Annotated in this window: 16 protein-coding genes and 1 pseudogene; 9 read left to right on the top strand and 8 right to left on the bottom strand. The window is 63.7% G+C overall.

The window, feature by feature from the left end; genetic code table 11:
* Window positions 1-44 precede the first annotated feature (44 nt).
* The gene (locus AC1U2B_RS22375) at window positions 45-599 is read left to right on the top strand and encodes a TetR/AcrR family transcriptional regulator (protein ID WP_480218601.1); all 555 of its coding nucleotides are present in this window, start codon (window positions 45-47) and stop codon (window positions 597-599) included.
* Here the strand turns inward: AC1U2B_RS22375 and AC1U2B_RS22370 are convergent.
* Window positions 568-1,752, bottom strand: a complete 1,185-nt coding sequence (locus tag AC1U2B_RS22370) for an MFS transporter (protein WP_480218514.1) — start codon at window positions 1,750-1,752, stop codon at window positions 568-570. The two genes, AC1U2B_RS22375 and AC1U2B_RS22370, sit on opposite strands and share 32 nt — an antisense overlap.
* A gap of 161 nt (window positions 1,753-1,913) precedes the next feature.
* On the opposite strand from AC1U2B_RS22370, the gene AC1U2B_RS22365 reads away from it, so the two are divergent.
* Window positions 1,914-2,342: a cellulose-binding domain-containing protein gene (locus AC1U2B_RS22365; protein ID WP_260939741.1), complete on the top strand. Its 429-nt coding sequence runs from the start codon at window positions 1,914-1,916 to the stop codon at window positions 2,340-2,342.
* Window positions 2,343-2,357: 15 nt separating this feature from the next.
* The gene (locus tag AC1U2B_RS22360; RefSeq protein WP_480218513.1) at window positions 2,358-3,344 is read left to right on the top strand and encodes a prenyltransferase/squalene oxidase repeat-containing protein; all 987 of its coding nucleotides are present in this window, start codon (window positions 2,358-2,360) and stop codon (window positions 3,342-3,344) included.
* A 33-nt stretch (window positions 3,345-3,377) separates the two neighbouring features.
* On the opposite strand, the gene AC1U2B_RS22355 is transcribed toward AC1U2B_RS22360, so the two are convergent.
* A complete protein-coding gene (locus tag AC1U2B_RS22355; protein WP_480218512.1) occupies window positions 3,378-4,388 on the bottom strand; it encodes an AraC family transcriptional regulator in 1,011 nt (336 codons plus the stop codon).
* Between the two features lie 70 nt (window positions 4,389-4,458).
* Window positions 4,459-5,208: a tyrosine-protein phosphatase gene (locus AC1U2B_RS22350; protein ID WP_480218511.1), complete on the bottom strand. Its 750-nt coding sequence runs from the start codon at window positions 5,206-5,208 to the stop codon at window positions 4,459-4,461.
* A gap of 128 nt (window positions 5,209-5,336) precedes the next feature.
* On the opposite strand from AC1U2B_RS22350, the gene AC1U2B_RS22345 reads away from it, so the two are divergent.
* The 5 genes and pseudogenes from AC1U2B_RS22345 to AC1U2B_RS22325 all read left to right on the top strand — a co-directional run bounded on the left by AC1U2B_RS22345 (window position 5,337) and on the right by AC1U2B_RS22325 (window position 10,416).
* Window positions 5,337-6,137 (top strand): phosphotransferase, encoded by an 801-nt coding sequence (locus AC1U2B_RS22345; protein ID WP_480218510.1) that lies wholly within the window; start codon window positions 5,337-5,339, stop codon window positions 6,135-6,137.
* A 189-nt stretch (window positions 6,138-6,326) separates the two neighbouring features.
* Window positions 6,327-7,646, top strand: a pseudogene (locus AC1U2B_RS22340) (cytochrome P450); the annotation flags it as partial.
* Window positions 7,647-7,769: 123 nt separating this feature from the next.
* Window positions 7,770-8,663 carry a phenylalanine 4-monooxygenase gene (locus tag AC1U2B_RS22335; RefSeq protein ID WP_480218509.1) on the top strand — a complete coding sequence of 298 codons (894 nt, stop codon included), beginning with the start codon at window positions 7,770-7,772 and terminating at the stop codon, window positions 8,661-8,663.
* Window positions 8,584-9,795, top strand: a complete 1,212-nt coding sequence (locus tag AC1U2B_RS22330; RefSeq protein ID WP_480218600.1) for an alcohol dehydrogenase catalytic domain-containing protein — start codon at window positions 8,584-8,586, stop codon at window positions 9,793-9,795. Before AC1U2B_RS22335 ends, AC1U2B_RS22330 begins: the two co-directional genes overlap by 80 nt.
* 9 nt (window positions 9,796-9,804) lie before the next feature.
* Window positions 9,805-10,416, top strand: a complete 612-nt coding sequence (locus AC1U2B_RS22325; RefSeq protein ID WP_480218508.1) for a TetR/AcrR family transcriptional regulator — start codon at window positions 9,805-9,807, stop codon at window positions 10,414-10,416.
* On the opposite strand, the gene fahA is transcribed toward AC1U2B_RS22325, so the two are convergent.
* Genes fahA through hppD form a run of 3 tightly spaced genes read right to left on the bottom strand, consistent with a single transcriptional unit; the run spans window position 10,401 to window position 14,232 of the window.
* Window positions 10,401-11,705: a fumarylacetoacetase gene (gene fahA, locus AC1U2B_RS22320; RefSeq protein ID WP_480218507.1), complete on the bottom strand. Its 1,305-nt coding sequence runs from the start codon at window positions 11,703-11,705 to the stop codon at window positions 10,401-10,403. The genes AC1U2B_RS22325 and fahA overlap by 16 nt on opposite strands.
* Complete coding sequence (gene hmgA / locus AC1U2B_RS22315; protein WP_480218506.1) at window positions 11,702-13,015, bottom strand: homogentisate 1,2-dioxygenase; 1,314 nt, start codon at window positions 13,013-13,015, stop codon at window positions 11,702-11,704. The genes fahA and hmgA overlap by 4 nt, the downstream gene beginning before the upstream one ends.
* On the bottom strand, window positions 13,015-14,232 hold the full coding sequence (gene hppD, locus AC1U2B_RS22310) for a 4-hydroxyphenylpyruvate dioxygenase (protein ID WP_480218505.1): 1,218 nt from the start codon (window positions 14,230-14,232) through the stop codon (window positions 13,015-13,017). The genes hmgA and hppD overlap by 1 nt, the downstream gene beginning before the upstream one ends.
* Window positions 14,233-14,681: 449 nt before the next feature.
* Here hppD and AC1U2B_RS22305 point away from each other — a divergent pair, with 449 nt between their 5' ends.
* Entirely contained in the window at window positions 14,682-15,551 is an 870-nt protein-coding gene (locus tag AC1U2B_RS22305) for a hypothetical protein (protein WP_480218504.1), read from the top strand.
* A 314-nt stretch (window positions 15,552-15,865) separates the two neighbouring features.
* Here AC1U2B_RS22305 and AC1U2B_RS22300 read toward each other — a convergent pair whose 3' ends face one another.
* Window positions 15,866-17,176, bottom strand: a complete 1,311-nt coding sequence (locus AC1U2B_RS22300) for a cytochrome P450 (protein WP_480218503.1) — start codon at window positions 17,174-17,176, stop codon at window positions 15,866-15,868.
* 142 nt (window positions 17,177-17,318) lie between these two features.
* Window positions 17,319-18,383, bottom strand: a complete 1,065-nt coding sequence (locus AC1U2B_RS22295) for a cupin domain-containing protein (RefSeq protein ID WP_480218502.1) — start codon at window positions 18,381-18,383, stop codon at window positions 17,319-17,321.
* Between the last annotated feature and the right edge of the window lie 198 nt (window positions 18,384-18,581).

The following is an 18,581-nucleotide window of genomic DNA, read 5'->3' as shown; positions in this document are numbered from 1 at the left end:
ACGAGCACATGTCTGGTCTTCGAGGTCGTCCACGCGACACTGTCCTGGACACCGCCATCGCGAATGCGACTGAGGCGGTGTTGCTTTCGCATGGCTATTCAGCGGTGAACATCGACCGGATCGCCAAGATGGCAGGCACCACCCGGGCCGCGATCTACCGTCGGGCGAAGACTCCGGGGGAGTTGGTGGTCGCGCTGCTGGTGAGCCGTTTCGGGCTGGATCCCGCGTCCGACAGCGGCGATCTGCGCGATGACCTGCGGGCGATTCAGGAGCTTCAGCGCTTCTTTTTCACCGACCCGATGGTGCAGGCGGGATTGGCCGGCGTCTTGAGCGACCTCAGGAACGACGAGCAGCTGGCCGGGGTGTTCTACGCGCGGTTCATGGAACCACGCCGCCGCTCCGTCGCCGCGTTGCTCGCCCGCGCCGCCGACCGCGGCGAGATCGCGCCGCCCGCGCACCCGGACGTCATCTCCGACCTGCTGACCGGTCCACTGCTGCTGCGGGCAGCGCTACCGCCGATCGGGCCCATCGATGACGTCCTGATCGACGCCACCATCGAGGCGGCACTCACGGCATGCGCCGCAGTCGATCGCCACTGAGCAGCGCGGCGATGAGAAGTGCTGCACCACAAGCGCCGACAGTCGCCGGCCAACCCCATGAGGTGACTGCGGCCGCACCGAACGCGGTCCCGAGGCTCCCGCCGACGAAGTAGACCATCATGTACGCGCTGTTGAAGCGGGCCGGCGCGGACGGGTCGATCGCCAAGATGGTGGTCTGATTCGCGACCTGCGCCGCGAACAGCCCGGCATCGAACACCGCGAGAGCGACCATCGTCGCCACAGGACTGTCCAACCTGAACGCAAGAACCGGGCATGCGGCGCCAGCGGCCGCGAGACCCACCAAAAGCACTGGCCGGAAGCCGAACCGGTCCGTGCATCCGCCCGCGATGCGTGTCGCGAAGATCCCGGCGATGCCCGCCAGCGCATAGAGTCCGATGTCCTTGGCGGACAATGAGAATGGCTTCTGCGACAACGCGATGGCGATTCCCGACCAGACCGCACAGAACGCGAAGAACCACAGGGCGCCGCGCACGGCGCCACGGCGTAGCACCCGGTCTCGCAGCAGTAGTCCAGGCACCGATGCCAATCCGGCGAGATAGTTCTGCCCGACCGTTCCGGGCTCGGTCGGCAGGAACATCAGACATGCACCCGCGACAGCGAAGGTGGCTGCGGCGACAACGAGAAGCATTGCGTGCCAGCCGATCACGTCGGTCAACCAGCCACCGGCGATGCGACCGGCCAGGATGCCCGCGGAGATCCCGGCGGTGACGATACCCAGAATGGTCGAACGCCGATGCTCGGGCGCGAGCCGTCCGACGACAGAACTCAAGCCCGCACCCACGGAGGAGCAGGCGCCGGTCAGTAGTAATCCAACGCCGATCACCCAGACAGCGTCGGCAGCGGCGGTCAACGCGAGTGCGCCGCCCAGCGCGAAGAACTGCACAGCGATGACGCGCCGCGGCGAGAATCTGTCCACCAAGGGCACCAGCAGAGCAAGACCCAGCAGATAGCCGATCGGACCGCAGGCCAAGGCCGCGCCGACTGCCGCCGGCCCCGACTCCAGCGATCGCGCGATGTCGACGATGGCCGGCTGCAGCGGGTAGATCGTCGCGGTACCCAAGGCCGCGGCCAGCGACATGAAAAGGACCGTGGTGCCGGTGATTACCGGATTGCGTTGTGCAGTTGTGGTCACGCATCGACGCTATGGGCCGCAGCGCGTGGGGTGCTGGCGGAAATCCGCCATCGCAGTCGACCGCGGCGAAAATCTCGTGACGGTATCAATCATGCAAAGGTCTGGCTGCTCACCTGCGCCGTTGGCGGAGACGTTCCTCGGCGGGCCTAACCTTGGATGCGATGACTGGACTGGGCTCTCATGTGAAGCGCTGGCGCACAGCGCTTCACATTGTCGTGTCCGCACTGACGGTCGTCGTGCTCGGACTTGCCGGCACTGCGGTGGCTCACGCGGCTGCGGCGGGAGCGCGGCTGGTGGTGCAACACACGTGGCAGGACGGCTTCATCGCACGCTACGTCATCACCAACTACAGCACGGTGCCGATGACGGATTGGAAGCTCGAGTTCGACATGCCGATGGGGCAGTCCATCTCGCACGCGTGGAGCAGCACTTTTACCCAGTACGGCACGCACTATGTGATCACGCCCGCGAGCTGGAATCGGGTGATCCCGCCCGGCGGTTCCGCCAACGGTGGGATTCGGGGCGTGCTCAGTGGCACCTACACGCCACCGTCGAATTGTGTGCTCAACGGCCAAGTTTATTGCTCGTAGTGTGATGGCGGTCGGATGACGAGCGGGGCCTTGCAGGACTGGCTGCTGGAATCCGACCCGACGTTGCGCTGGCAAGTCGAGCGCGATCTGCTCGATGCCCCGCCCGAGGTATGGGAGGCGACGCGGTCGCGGATCGCGACCGAGGGCTTCGGCGCGCGTCTGCTCACTCTGCAGGACGCCGATGGCCAGTGGGCCGGCGGCGCCTTCTTCCCGGCAGACTACGACTTCGACGACCCTGCTGGCTCCGATGATGGTCAGCCGTGGACCGCCACAACGTGGACATTGAACGCACTGCGAGAGTGGGGCCTTGACGCCTCGGTGTTGCGGGACCGCCGGACCGTCGAGTTGCTCGATGAACACTGCCGCTGGGAGTACGACAACCTGCCTTACTGGGCGGGCGAGGTGGATTGCTGCATCAACGCCTGGACCCTGGCCAACGGGCTGTGGCTGGGCGCGAACGTCGACGGCATCGCGGACTGGTTTCTCGAACATCAGCTGCCTGACGGCGGGTGGAACTGCGAGTGGGTCGAGGGGTCGCGCCGGTCGTCGTTTCATTCCACGCTGAACTCGCTGAAAGGGCTGCTCGCGTTCGAGGCGGCCACTGGGGGCGCCACCGAGATCCGGTCTGCGCGCCGTCGCGGCGAGGAGTACCTACTCGAACGCCGGTTGATCAATCGGCTCACGACGAATCAGCCAGTGGGGCAATGGATCAACGATTTCAGCTATCCCATTCGGTGGTCCTATAGCGCCCTCAACGCCTGCGAGTATTTCCGCCTCGCCGCACTACACGAGGGCACAGCTCCCGATCCTCGGATCAGCGAGGCGATCGCCATCGTTCGGGCTGCCAGGCAGCCCGACGGCACGTGGTTGCAGACGGGCCGGCAACCAGGCCGAGTGTGGTTCGAAGTCGACGTGCCACCCGGACAGCCGTCGAAGTGGCTCACCTTGTACGGGACACGGGTGCTCGTCTGGTGGGACGCTGCGACCTCAGCTCTTCGATGACCTTTGGGCGCAATACTTTTCGCTTCCTCGGGTTCAGCTTCGGGCGGCGCGGAAGGCGCGCGGGCTCATCCCGTGCCAACGGCGGAACGCCTGCGAAAAACTCGACAACTCGACGTACCCGAGTCGGCTAGCCGTCTCGGCGACCGTCAAGCGGCCGCCGATCAGCATTTCCTCCGAGAGCCGCTGCCGAATCTCGTCGAGCAGTTCGCGATAGGAAGTTCCCTCGGCGCCGAGTCGGTGGCGTAGCGTCCGCGGGCTCATCAGCAGGGCGTGGGCAATCTCGTCCGCGCTCGGCGGTTGCGCCGGCGACGCGAGTAGCAGGTCGCGAACCTGACCGGAGAGCCCGGTCCGGCTGCGGCGTTCTTCGAGGAGATTGCGGCATTGCTCCTGGGTGGCAGCGGAGTTGTAGGCGTTGGCCTGTGGCAGTGGGAGGTCGAGCAAGCCGGCGGGCAGAATCAGCAGGTTCTCGGGTGCATCGAACTCCGGCTCGGTATCGAACGCGGCGACGTACCGGTCGACACTGGCCGGGCGCGGATGAGTGAAACGAACCCCGAAGGGCGGCAGCTCCGCTGAGAGTTCGCGCTTGATCACGGCGATGGCCGTGGCCAACCGGTCGATATCGAACCTGCGGATGCGGTCCGGTGTCCCCGGCGCCTCCAGGACGAACTGCAACTCGTCGTCGACCACCCGGGTGCCAAGCCGCGATGAGGCAAACGTGAGATCGAGATACCGCACGCCGACATCGATCGCACTGCGCAAGGTCGGGCTGCTGATCAATGCGAATCCGAAGATTCCGTAGGTGGCCAGGCGATAGCGAAGCCCCACTTCGACACCGAGATCGTCGGGATAGTCAAGCGCTTCAAGCAGATTCGCGACGACAGTCAATTCCTGGCGTGCGGTGACCTCGGCGCTCGAGCTTTGCAGACCGCGAACGGTCAGGCGAGAGCCGGCCAGACAAGCTTCCGGGGTGACGCCCCGTTCGCTGGCCAGGCCGAGCAGCACACCGACACTTGCCGGTGTGCGGGGGATATCCCAGTCAACCACGTTGCCAAATCTAGTAAGTCGCTGCACAGAGATCGTTTGGTTCGCCGAATTGGTTGTGCGCGTTTCGGTTTCAGCCGAGCAACCGGCGGCGAAGTGCGGCGACCATGGTCTCGTCGACGCCGATCTGACTCAGGTACACGTCGAAGGTGCCGTACTGCTCATCAACCGCTCGCCACGATGCGGCGATGAAATCGTCGTGGACGCCCAGGGTCTTGTCCGAGAGTTGGGAGAGATCACCGTTGCGGGCCAGCACGTGCCTGCGCAGCGGTTCGACGGACTCATTGCTCCGCAGGTAGTCGGCCAGGATGTCCGACCCGCAGATGCCGGCGGCGCGCAGTAGTGCGGCGACGATCCAGCCGGCGCGATCCTTGCCCGCCGCACAGTGAATGAGGACGCCACCGTGCGCTTCGGCCACCACGCGAATGGTGTACGCGAGCGCGTGCTGGCCGGTTGGCAGCAGCGGAAAACGGCTGTAGGCGTGCTCGAGGGCCGCCTCGAACAGCTCCGGTGTGACCACGCGTCCGGGTTCATGCGGGGCGTTCTGTTGCGCGTCGTCATGCACCGACGCGACATGCAGCGTCACACCCGGCGGCAGGACGTCGGGCCCATTCCAGGCGATTTCAGTTTGGCTGCGCAGATCGATGACGTCGGTGATCGCCAGGTCGCGGAGATTACTTTGACCGTCGGCGTCCAGCGCACACAGCTCTGACGATCGGTAGAGAACTCCGGGTCGGATCTCGCGTCCGTCGTCGGTCCGCAGTGCGCCGACGTCTCGGAAGTTCCAGGCACCGGAGAGGTGGTACTGATCGAGGACGGCCACGGCGGGTAGCTTACATCCGCTCTCGACGTTGCCACTTCGAGTAAGTATTCGGCCGCTTAGGGTCTCCCAGCTGCACCTTTTCATTCGTAGCGTTGCTGTCAACGAACAGTCGATGCGAGGAGGGTCCCATGGTTGCAGTCACAGACCACGCGGAGCGGCTGGCCGGCGGCTGGGGCGGCACTGTCCTTCGAACCGGAGGAACCGTCCGCCGCTCGACCGGCCATTGGACACCAGCGGTGCACGAACTCCTCAAGCACCTGGAAGCCGTCGGCTTCGACGGTGCACCCCGGGTCTTTGGCGTCGATTCCGAAGGCCATGAAGTCCTGACCTTCATCGACGGGCAGACGGCGGCCAGCGCCGACGGCTGGCCCACGTGGCTGCGCTTCGAGGCGAACCTGGTTCGTGTCGCGCGCCTCCTTCGCCGGTTCCACGACGCCGTCGAGAGCTTCCGCCCCGGCCCCGAGCTGCAGTGGCGTGACGGCAGCCGCGGCCTGCGGGACGGCGAGATCATCGGTCACAACGACGTCAGCCTCGCAAACCTGGTCGCGGACTCCACGGGCCGAATCCACTCGCTGATCGACTGGGACAACGCCGGCCCGACCACGCGGCGCGCGGATCTGGCATATGCCGCGTGGCACGTCGTCGGCCTCCACGCCCGCGCCCACGCCCGTGCTCGCGGTTGGTCCAAGGCACCTGATGTCGCCCGCCGCCTCGAAATGTTCCTGGACGCATATGGACTCGATGACCGCGATGGATTCGTCGACGACATCATCGCTCGAATCAGTGCGGCGGTCCGCTCATGCCGTGCCGCCGCAGAAGCCGGCAACGACGGCGCCCGGCCCTTCGTCGCACTGCTGGAAGGCGACCTCGAATTCGTGCGCCGGAACCGTGACGCACTCGAGCACCGGAACCACACCGTGCACACATGACTCAGAACTGACCATTCCCGCATTGCCGCGCAGCAAACGGCACGAGAATTGGTCACCTGCCGATCCATTACTCGAAATTCCAGATCTGACAAGACGGAGAAACTCGTGAACATTCTCGATCAGGCAATCACCAAGGCGCAGGAAGCGATTCTCGATCCGGTGCTCAACCGGGCTCAGTCGACGATCCCGATGCCCCTGCAGATCAAGGGCATGCACCTCTATCAGAAGACGAAGAAATCGGTCGTCGGCGACAAGTCGCCCGTCTTCGTCGAATCCCCGATTCCCGACGCCGCGGATGTGCCGCTGGCCGAGATCGACATGAGCAACCCGTTCATGTTCCGCCAGGGTCGCTGGCAGTCCTACTTCAAGCGGCTGCGTGACGAGGCGCCGGTGCACTACCAGCCGAACAGCCCGTTCGGGCCCTACTGGTCGATCACCCGATACGACGACATCGTCACCGTCGACAAGGACCACGACCGGTTCTCCGCCGAGCCGCAGATCATCATCGGCGACCCGCCCGAGGGCTTGGACGTCGAGATGTTCATCGCGATGGATCCGCCGCGTCATGACGAGCAGCGCGGGGCCGTTCAGGGCGTGGTGGCACCCCAGAACCTCCAGGAGATGGAAGCACTGATTCGGACCCGGGTGCAGGAGGTCCTCGACGGTCTGCCCATGGACGAACCGTTCGACTGGGTCGACACCGTCTCGATCGAACTGACCTCACGCATGCTGGCGACGTTGCTCGACTTCCCCTACGACGAGCGCCGCAAGTTGGTCTATTGGACCGACACCGTGGCCGGCAGCGCCTCGGCCACCGGCGGTGAGGCCGACATGGATGAGATGTTCAGCGCCGCAGCCGATATGGCGCGCGCATTCAGCGCCCTTTGGCACGACAAGAAGGCGCGGCTGGCGGCCGGTGAGAAGCCCGGTTTCGACCTCATCACGCTGATGCAGTCGTCCGAGGACACCAAGGACCTGATTGATCGGCCGATGGAGTTCCTCGGCAACCTGATTCTGCTCATCGTGGGCGGCAACGACACCACCCGTAATTCGATGACGGGTGGCGTGCTCGCCCTGAACCAGAACCCCGAGGAGTTCGCGCGGCTCAAGGCAGACCCCGCACTCATCAACAAGGCGGTCCACGAAATCATCCGCTGGCAGACACCGTTGGCGTACATGCGCCGCGTCGCCAAGCAAGACACCATTCTGGGCGGGCAGTTCATCCGGAAGGGCGACAAGCTCGTCATGTGGTACGCCTCGGCCAACCGCGACGAGCGCAAGTTCGAGAATCCGGACGACTTCATCATCGGCCGCCACAACGCCCGCCATCACCTGGCGTTCGGCATCGGCATCCACCGCTGCATGGGCAGCCGTCTCGCCGAGTTGCAGCTCAAGATCTTGTGGGAGGAGCTGCTGGCACGATTCGAGGACATCGAGGTCGTGGGGGAGCCTGAGTACACGCAGTCCAATTTCGTGAAGGGTTACTCCAAGATGATGGTCAAGGTCACCCGGAAGCAGCCGGCCTGACGGCGAAACTCGCGGGCAACGCCTAGACGGTCGCACGCAACCAGCGCGCATATCCTGGTTTGTAGACGCCGCTCAGTGCGACGCCCGGACCTCCGGGAGGCAGCGATGTTCGAAGAAGCGCAGTTATATGCGCCGGTGACGCGCTCAGGAGATGGCGTCACCGTTCACCTCGCCGACAATCACCCAGGGGCAGTAGATCCGGAATACCGCGCCCGCCGCAACGCGATAGCTGCGCTCGCCATCGACTGGCAGCCCGGAACACCACCGCCCATCGCGACCTACACCGACGACGAGCAGGAGGTCTGGCGCATCGCGTGCGCCGAGCTGCACCGGCTACACCAGCGCCGGGCGTGCGCCGTGTATCTGCAGGGACGGGAGCGGCTCGGGCTCCCCGAGGACCGCATCCCACAACTTGTCGAGGTCAACGAATTGCTGGGGCCGCTCACCGGCTTTCAGTACGTACCGGCCGCCGGGTTGGTGCCACTGCGGGAGTTCTACGGACTCCTCGCGGACGGCATCTTCCATTCCACCCAGTACATCCGGCACCACTCCGTGCCGCTCTACACGCCCGAGCCCGACCTGATCCACGAGGTGGTCGGCCACGGCAATTGCCTGGCACACGATCGTTTCGCGGCGTTGTACCGGTTGGCCGGCCAGGCGGCCCAGCGCGTGAAAACGACTGAGGCGCTGGAATTTCTCTCGAAGGTCTTCTGGTTCTCCCTCGAATTCGGGGTGGTCCGCGAGCATGGGGAAGTGCGGGCCTACGGCGCCGGTCTGCTGTCGTCATATGGGGAGATTCAGCAGATCGATGTGGCCGACCTCCGGCAACTGAACATCGGCCGGATGGGTGTGCAAACCTACGACATCACGCACTATCAGCCAGTTCTCTTCTGCGCCAGAGGATTCAACGAGATCGAAGATGTCATCGGCGGATTCTTCGCCACAGTCGACGACGACATGGTGCAGCGCTTGGTGCACGACGCGTCAGCGCACGCATAGATACACACCGCGTGCCCAGGGGTGCTTCCATGCGCTATTCTTTGTCGATCAACAAAGAAGTGAGGCAACAGTGCGGGCTGCAGTGATCGAGGAACTCGGGCGTCCATTGGTTGTTCGAGATGTGGCGGACCCGAGCTGTCCGGCCGACGGTGCGATCGTGCGGGTCATGGCCAACGGGATCTGCCGTACGGATTGGGCTCTGTGGTCGGATAATTTCTGGGCGGGCGGCCCTCGGATCAGCGCTCCCTTCGTCTTGGGCCACGAATTCGCGGGTGTTGTGGAGGAAGTCGGTTCAGAGGTCCGTCGCTGGCGCGCGGGGGACAGAGTCACCTTCCCGATGAACCCGGGAGACGGCACATGTGAGATGTGCCGTGCGGGCCATCAGCACGTGTGCGCTCACGGCGACACGTTGGTGCCCGGAGTCTCGTACTGGGGCGCATTCGCCGAGTACGTAGTCGTCCGCTTTGCCGACGTGAACATGGTGGCGCTGCCGGAGTCATTGGGGTTTGTCGCGGCGGCCAGTCTCGGGTGCCGCTACATCGCGGCGTTCCACGGCATCGTCAACCAAGCCCGGGTACGCCCTGGTGACTGGGTTGCGGTCTACGGCGCGGGCGGCGGGATGGGTTTGGCCGCAGTCCAAATCGCGGCGGCTGCCGGCGCCAACGTGATCGCAGTGGACATTTCCGACGACAAGCTCGCCGAGGCGCGTCGACTCGGGGCGGTTCACGTCACGAAGGCGACGGCGCTGGACGCCGCGTCCGAGATTGTGGAGCTGACCGCCGGTGGCGCCCACGTGTCGATAGATGCGATCGGACTTGCGCAGACCTGTGAGGCATCGGTGCATTCGTTGCGTTCGCGCGGCCGTCATTTGCAGTTGGGCCATACCGTCGCCGCAGCGGGCGGTCGTATCGCGGTGCCGATCGATCTGATGCTCATCAAGGAACTCGAGTTCCTCAGCGCCTTCGGAATGGCGGGGCACCAATTCGACGCGATGATCGCGATGATCGAGGCCGGGCGGCTCAAACCCGACGAGATCGTCTCCCGTACCGTCGGTCTCGATGAGGTCACCGCGGTGCTTGAATCGATGGAGACCTTCGGCACAGCCGGTGTCGTGGTGATCGACCGATTCTGAGGGTGGGAGATGTCCGGTAGGCCGAGGGAGTTCGACAGGGCCCAGGTGCTGGAGCAGATTCAGCATGTGTTCTGGGAGCGCGGCTTCGAGACCACGTCCATGACCGACTTGGTCTCGGCGACCGGACTGGCATCGGCTCGGCTGTACGCGGCATACGGCTCGAAGGAGACGTTGTTCCGGGAGGCGATCGAGCGGTACGAACAGGAGGAAGGCGGGTTCGCCGAACGAGCGCTCGCCGAAGAGCCGACGGCCCACCGCGCAATCGAGCGGACACTGCGGGAGGCGGTCGACGTGTACACGCGGCACGGTGCCCGCGGTTGCATGGTCGTCAGCTCGGCCGCCAATTGCTCACCGGCCAATCATGAGGTGCGCCAATGGCTTACCGAGCACCGCCGCAGGCGAACCGCGTCGCTGGTCGAACGGCTACGCGATGCGGTCGCCATGGGCGAACTTCCTGACGGTACCGATGTTCAGGCCTTGGGCGACATGTATGCCGCCGTGCTACACGGGATATCCGTTCAGGCCCGGGACGGCATTTCGCGTGAACGTCTGCTCGCACTGATCGAGCCGGCGATGACTCTGATCAGCTCACGCGCGGCCACCGATCATGTTGTTGCGTAGATCATCCCGACACACTCGCCGAATCCGATGCTGGCCGCGCCCGGGCGATGGGCGCGGGCAGTCAGCACGACTTCGTCACCGTCTTCGAGGAACGTACGAGTTTCACTGTTGGGCAAGGTGATCGGTTCTTTGCCGCCGTGACTGAGCTCCATCAGGCTGCCTTCGGAACCGGCAGTAGGCCCGGAGAGAGTGCCGCTGCCGAGCAGGTCGCCGGGTTGGAGGTTGCATCCATTGCTGGTGTGGTGAGTGACCATCTGCGCGACGCTCCAGTACATGTGCCGGCTGGACGAACGCGAGATCAGCTGCGGTGCGTCCCCGTCATTGCGCATCTGGGCGGTACGGATCAGGACTGCTAGCTCGATGTCGAGTCCACCACTGGCACGGTGACGAGGACTGTCGAGGTAGGGCAGGAGAGCGGGGTCGTCCTCAGGTCTGCGCATTGGTGACCGGAACGGCGCCAACGCTTCTGGGGTGATCACCCAGGGAGAGACCGTCGTGCCGAAACTCTTGGCCAGGAACGGGCCGAGGGGCTGGTACTCCCAGGCTTGCACGTCGCGCGCGGACCAGTCGTTGAGCAGGCAGTAACCAGCGACATGAGATTCGGCATCATCGAGACTCACCGGCGCGCCGAGGCGATTACCCGGACCGATCCACACACCGAGTTCCAGCTCGAAATCCAGCCGCCGGGTGGGTGCCAGCACCGGAGCCGACGCCTCGTCGGCCTTGAGTTGGCCGTGCGGGCGCGTGATCGGGGTGCCGCTGACCCGCACGCTGGAGGCACGACCGTGATAGCCGACCGGAACCCATTTGTAGTTGGGCAGCAACGGATTGTCCGGACGGAAGAGGGCACCGATGTTGCGGGCATGGTGGATTCCGACGTAGAAGTCGGTGTAGTCCCCGATCCGGGCGGGCAGTAGGACGTCGACCTCTTTGAGCGGGGTGAGTAGACCGACGACGGTCTGCTGGTGCGGTCCGCCCTCGACAAGCAGTGCGTGCAGCGCCCTGCGAAGCGCGGTCCGCGGTCCAGAACCCAAGGCGAACAGAGCATTCAGCGTTCCATGTGCGGCCGCTTCGGCCGCCGCGTGAGCCTCACCGGTGAGCAACCCCGACGCGGCCAGTCCGCCCAGATCCAGGACCTCATCTCCGATGCGGACGACGCCGTGCGGTTCACCGGTGGCACCTGCCACCACACCGAACGGGAGATTCTGCAGGGGGAACCCACTGCCGGTTTGTGCCGTGGTGACCCAACTTCGCCGGCCCGGGTCGTGAGTGAAATCCAGTGCGGTCACGGCTTGTCCGGGTCGAATCGCTTGATCAGGCCGCTCCAGCAGTCTGCGTAGTCCTGTTGCCGCTGGGGCAGATTCGCCGCGTAGGTCGTAACCTTCTGTGGGAACCGCGTTTCGAACATGAAGGCCAGCGTGTTCTCCTGTTTGACCGGCTTCAGCTCTTCGGTGCTGGCGGCGTGAAATGCGTTGGTGTCAGGGCCATGTGGGGTCATGCAGTTGTGCAGGCTGACGCCGCCCGGAACGAAGCCGTCGGGTTTGGCGTCGTAGACACCGCGCACGAGTCCCATGAACTCGCTCATGACGTTCATGTGGTACCACGGCGGGCGGAAGGTGTCCTCGGCGACCATCCACCGCTCGGGGAAGCACACGAAGTCGACGTTGGCGGTGCCCGGCGTCTCGCTGGGCGAGGTGAGCACCGTGAAGATGGATGGGTCGGCATGGTCGAACAGCACCGGGCCGACGGGGGAGAAGCGCCGCATGTCGTACTTGTAGGGTGCGTAGTTTCCATGCCAGGCAACGACATCCAACGGTGACTGGTCCAGGTCGGCCTGCCACAGCGTGCCACCCCACTTCACATACATCGTCGACGGGACCTCGCGATCCTCGTAGTTCGCGACGGGGGTGAGGAAGTCGCGCGAATTGGCCAGGCAGTTGGCGCCGATCGGGCCGCGCTCAGGGAGAGTGAAGATACCGCCGTAGTTCTCACACAGGTAGCCGCGGGCCGGACCGTCAGGCACCTCGACGCGCAGTTTCACGCCGCGCGGGATGACGACGATCTCGCCGGGCTCGGCGTCGATGATCCCGAACTCGGTGCAGAACCGCACATCGCCGTGCTCCAGGACGAACAACATCTCGGCATCGCCGTTGTAGAAGTACGAGTCCACCATCGACGACGTGATGGAATAGATGCTGTTGGCGAATCCGGTGCGGGTGTTGACGTCTCCGCCGGTCGTGATGGTGCGTACGCCCGTGATGAATGTGGTGTCCTCGACTGCTGGATCCGGCAGTGGCAATGGGTTCCAACGCATTTGGGCAATGGGCACCGGGGGCGCGTCGTCGGGCGCCGAGCGCCAGTGCGACGCCCCTTCGGCGTCAACAGGAGTGAAGGGGCCCCAGTGGGCCACGCTCGGCCGAATGCGGTACAGCCAGGACCGCTTGTTGGAGGCGCGGGGTGCGGTGAACGGTGAGCCGCTGAGCTGTTCGGCGTAGAGGCCGTAGGCGCATTGCTGTGGTGAGTTGCGGCCGACGGGCAACGCGCCGGGCAGCGCCTCGCTTTCGAAGCTGTTGCCGAAGCCGGACTGGTATTCGGCCATCACAGGTTCCCGCGCTTTTCCTGCTCACGTTCGATCGACTCGAAGAGGGCCTTGAAGTTGCCCTTCCCGAAACCCAGTGAGCCGTGGCGCTCTATGAGCTCGAAGAAGACCGTCGGCCGATCACCCAACGGTTTGGTGAAGATCTGCAGTAGATACCCGTCTTCGTCGCGATCGACGAGGATGCCGCGCTGCTGCAGTTCCTCCACTGGTACGCGCACCTCACCGATACGGGCACGCAGTTCCGGGTCTTCGTAGTAGGCATCCGGGGTGTCGAGGAATTGCACTCCCGCCCTGCGCAATTCGTCGACGCTGCTCAGGATGTCGTTGGTGGCGAGTGCGAGGTGCTGAACGCCGGGACCGCGGTAGAACTCCAGGTACTCATCGATCTGGGACTTGCGCTTGGCCACGGCCGGCTCGTTGAGCGGGAACTTCACCCGATGGTTGCCGTTGGCCACGACCTTCGACATCAGCGCCGAGTAGTCGGTGGCGATGTCGTCGCCGATGAACTCGGCCAGGTTCACGAACCCCATGACCCGGTTGTAGAAGCCGACCCACTCGTCCATCTTGCCGAGTTCGACGTTGCCGACGACGTGGTCCAAAGCTTGAAACAGGCGTGGGGGAGCACCGTCACGTTTGACGTAGCCGCTCGTCGCCGGTTCGTAGCCCGGCAGGTAGGGGCCGGCGTAGCGCGTGCCGGCGATCTCGCGCTGCACCAGCGTGTGGCGGGTCTGCCCGTAGGCCGCGATGGCCGCGACGCGCACGGTCCCGTGCTCATCCGACAGGTCGTGCGGTTCTTCCAGGACCGTGGCACCGGCGCTCTTGGCCTGCGCGATGCACCGGTCGACGTCTGGCACCTCCAACGAGATGTCGACGACGCCGTCGCCGTGGCTGGCGTGGTGCGCCACCAGGGAACTCTCGGGGCTGACCGCGCCCTTCAGAACGAACCGGACCGAGCCCGAGCGTAGGACGAACGCCTTGTGGTCGCGGTTGCCGTTCTCCGGCCCCGAGTACGCGACCAGTTCCATGCCCCACGTGGACTGGAAGTAGCTCGCCGCCTCGGTGGCATTGCCGACCACGAAAACGATGGCATCCCAACCAGTTACGGGGAATGGATCGTTGCTCGGGTCGTACTCCACCAGGCCCACCAGCTGCTTGAGCTGGTTGACATCGAGCCGGGCCTGCTTCTCCTGCTCGGTCAGGGCGCTCTGGTTCGCCATAGAGACATTCTTCTCTCTTGCGCATCATCGCGATGTTGAGATTGCGCAACGAGTTCGCATTCATGAGCACTGACCTTCACGACACTGGCCCAGCACTTCGTCGCCGCGAGGGCGGCATCCGGTGTTCGCGATTGCTGGAGCCTGGGTACCGCACCGTGGCTGCACGTTGGCTGCAGCAGGACGTAAGAACCACGATTCAGGTGCGCGTTCTTGTTAGCAACCGGATCGACGAGGTGGGCTGCGGATAGTGACAACCCAAACATGCACTGGCGCCTAAACTCCTGAGCGATCGCACCTGTCGACGGCTTGTCAGAACGCGAGACAGCAACACGATAATCCCGTCGCCTCGGGCCATGGGCGGCTAAAATTGTGATGCAATGATATGCCCGTGAGCATGGAGCATGAGTTGAGAAATGGTCCCTGCGAAATCGTGATTCGGAGCGGATGCCATGACAACGGATCGCCTACGCGACAGCGGTCAGGCTGTTGATGACGAACAAAAACCTCGTTGGCTTTTGAAGCTCCCCAGCCTCAGCGAGGCCTTGAAGCCCACCGCGATTGCTAGCGGTGTTATCTATGCCGGCCTGTTCCTCGGCTATCGCAAGTACTACGACCTCCTCGGTGTTCGGCCTGAAAGTGTCGGCGTCAGCAGCACATTCGTACTCGTGCGGAGCATTGGATTCATTCTCATCGCCGGTGTGCTCACCGTTTTGGCGGTTTTGCTGACCGCGTGGTTCAACAGGGCGCTCAAGCAGCGCCCTTGGACCCGGCGCCATGTTGTGCACATAGTTGCAGTTTCCACGTTGTGGATTATCGTGTCGGCGTGCTTGGTGGCACTCGACTATCCACAAAATAAGCTAGCTGCTTCGATGGGAGCGGTACTCATAGTTGCATGCATTGCCATGGCGCAGTTCTCACATGATTCTCAGCGGGACCGCTCCATTGCGCTTGTCGGGTTGGCCATCGCCGCAACAACGATTGTGCTGGTACCGGTCGCTGCAGCCATCGTTTCCGCCTACATCAGAGCAGACTTGGTAAAACGTGGGAAAGAGTCGACTCCGGTCACCATACTCGGAATTCCACTTTTGGACGTTTCGGCCGAAAAGGTGCAAGTCACGTGGATTTGCCCAGCTCCGCAGCGCCCAGCGCCTTTTAAGGAATCGCCGGATAGCACTATCACCGGGATACTAGTTGGCGAGACCAGCACAAGTTACTACATACGGTTAGGCGACGAGAACCAGCCACAGCCCTCAAAAATCGCTGATCTACCGATGTCTTGCGCATTTTTGACGCACGAAGAGCCCCTCAAGGCGCGTTAGTGCCAGTAATGGCCTCGATGGTGGTCTTGGGCGATGAGGGGCGCGGCCTTGGTCTCGGAGGCCACACGATCGTGCGGTCGACTAGTTCGTCATCGATACGGCACTTCTGAAGTGGATGGCGGCGGTCCGGGGACCGTTTCGGTCATGCCCGGTTGAAGCGGTAACGCTACTTCCGGCTTTCGCGCTTTCTGACCGCGCGTAGCCAGGCCCGTAATGCGATCGGTGGGACTGGCCAAGTAATTCACAGTATTCGGGTGATCGCGAAGTCGCTGGATGGTGTTATCTAATTCAACGCCACAGCTACTTGCTCACGACTAGTTAGGACTAACCATCGAGGGTCCGAGCGCGACCGGGAGATGGCTGATTCCTCGCAACAGCGTGCTGTCGTTCATGGTCGGAACGCCTGCCAGGCACAGCCGAGGGAACCGGTCGAACAGTGCTTGCAGCCCGAGCTGCAGTTCCATGCGGGCCAACGGAGCGCCGAGGCAGACGTGGCTCCCGGTGCCGAAGCTGATGTGCTCGCGAGCGTTGTTGCGGGCGGTGTCGAACTCGTCGGGGCGGTCAAAAACCGCCGGGTCGCGATTGGCGCCGGCAAGGAGCAGGAAGACGGCCGCGCCCTCCCGCACGGTGTAGCCGCCGACCTGAAGGTCCTCGGTGGCCACCCTGACTCCGATTTGGGAGACGGAGTCGTAGCGCAGCACCTCTTCCACGGCATTGGCCCAGCCCTCGGGGTGCGCCTGGAGCGTGGCCAGTTGGTCTGGATGATTGACCAGCGCGACGACTGCAGTGCCGAATTGATGTGCCGTAGTGATGAATCCGGCCCCCAGGAGCAGACCGGCGAAGGTCCTGACCTCAAAGTCGGAGAGTTCGGTGTCCTGGATAACGGCGGACAGGATGCTGTCGTCGGCGCTTCCGCCGCGGAGTCGTTCGATGTGCGTGGCGAGGTAGCTTTCGAACTCACGTAACCCGTTGATCGCCGTTGCGAAATTGCGCCAGGACGGCGCAGTCGTGGTGATCAACTTGGAGACCGTTTCACCGACTCCGTAGAGGTAGGACGTGTCCCCGCGGGGAATGCCCAACATCTCGGCAATGATCTCGATCGGAATCCTGGAAGCGTAGGCGGCGACCAGATCGCAGTTACTGGTCGCGCCCAACTCGTTCAGCAGGCCGTCGGCGACCTCGTCGATGCGGTTCCGAAGCCCCTCGATCGCTTTAGGGGTAAACGCCCGCGACACCAGGCGGCGCAGCCGCACGTGCTCGGGTGCGTCGACCATCAGCAGCGACGGCGGCTCCACGGGGTTGATCACGCCGGGATTGGTTCTTGCGAACAGTCGCTGAACACTACGGAATGGCGACCGGTCGCGCGGTTTGGCGGTGCGGAATCTGCTGTCGCGCAATACGTCTCGAACGAGTTGTAGATCGGCGGTGACCCATGCGTTGCCACCGAACACTGTCGACATATGCCCCTGCTGACGAATCTGCTCGATCAGGTCGTATGCGCGGTCATGCTGGTCGTCATCAAGAAGTAGCTGAGCGAATGGGTCGCCGCGACGTGCCAGCACCTTGAGCGTCGCGCGGGGAAGTCCGTACCCCAACAGCCAGTGGGTCCGGGTCTTGATCTCCACATTCACGATTTTCGCCCCCCGGCGGATTGACTAGCACTAAGGCTAGCCGTGAATATCGGCTGTGCCCACCGGGTGCGTCGCTCTGAAGGTATTCAGCGGTGATAGCTGTCGCTGACACACACTGGTCGACCACTAATGGCGGTCAGAGTCGGCCGACTCCGTGTGCGTCGACCGGGTTGACACGGGAGACCACCAGTGGGTCGGCGGGGGTGAATGGAAAAGTCGGCAGATCATCGATGTGGGTGTTGAACGTGGCGGCGAGGACTTCTTGTGAATAGGCGCTGGCAGAGGCTTTGAAGCCGATGTCGGCGGGGAACGGCTGGTCGAAGAAGATCAGGAAATGCCAGTCGTCGGTACCGATGTTCTCGATGTGATGGGGATAGGCGCGGGGGATGAAGTACATGTCGCCGGTGGTGAGGTTCCAAGTGTCCAGAGTGCCGTCCGGGTTCATGATGGTCATGCGGGCGTCGCCGTAGTGCACATAGCCCATCTCGGCGGTGACCGGATGCCAATGTGGTTCGCGCATACCGTTTTCAGTGATACGCAGCGAGTACATCGAGATGTCCTTCAGGGCGGGCCAGAACTGGTCGCGGGCGAAGCGGGCATTACCGCTGGCGAAGTTGAGACCAGGGGCCTGGGCTTCGATGTCGAACTTGTGCGGACTATTGAAATGGGCTGCGGAGGGGACGTCCGCCTTGCCGCTGCGAGCTGCCAGTTTGTGGTCGACGGTGCTGCGGCGGATCTTGGCAATGTCGGAAGACGGTAGGTCGTACGTGTTGCCCAGCACGGCGTCGGTGAACGCTCCGAATGAGGCGCCCAGGCCGAAGTCCTCGGGGCGTTCGTTGCGGAAGGCGATGATGAACTCGGCGACGTCGGCACCGATGTTCTCGATGTGGTGCAGCGCGCCGGATTCGATGTGGAACATCTGCCCTGCGGTGACGATGAAGTTTGAGAACACACTGTGGTTGTCCAGGACGGACACCAATGCGGTCCCCGACACGCAGTAGGTGAGTTCGTTGGCGTTTGCGTGCCAGTGTGGTGTGCGCATGGTTCCGGGGTTGAGCAATAGGCGCTTGATCGACAGGTTCTTGAGGATAGGCAAGGAATCGACGGTGACTCGGCGCATCGAGCCCAGTTCGGATTCCTCGACAATCTCGCCGTTGAGTAGTGAAACGGTGTGGCTGCTGCGGGCAATGGACTTGGTCATTGGAAGCCTCCTGGTTGGTCAAGCCGTTAGATGTCAGTCTCGTCGGCTGGGAGGCTGCCGTCATGGACGGCGGCGGCAATCACGAGTTGCCGGCAGCACTACTTCGTCCCCCCTGCTAGCGGTAACGCGCAATGCCAGTAGACAGGCTGCCGCCGTCAGAACCGATGATCAGCCGTTCGGGCTTTACTGGGCTTCGGC

It is taken from the genome of Mycolicibacterium sp. P4_G11, assembly GCF_056555145.1.
The sequence above is the reverse complement of the archived record's forward strand: the minus strand, read 5'-3'. Positions and strand labels throughout refer to the sequence as shown.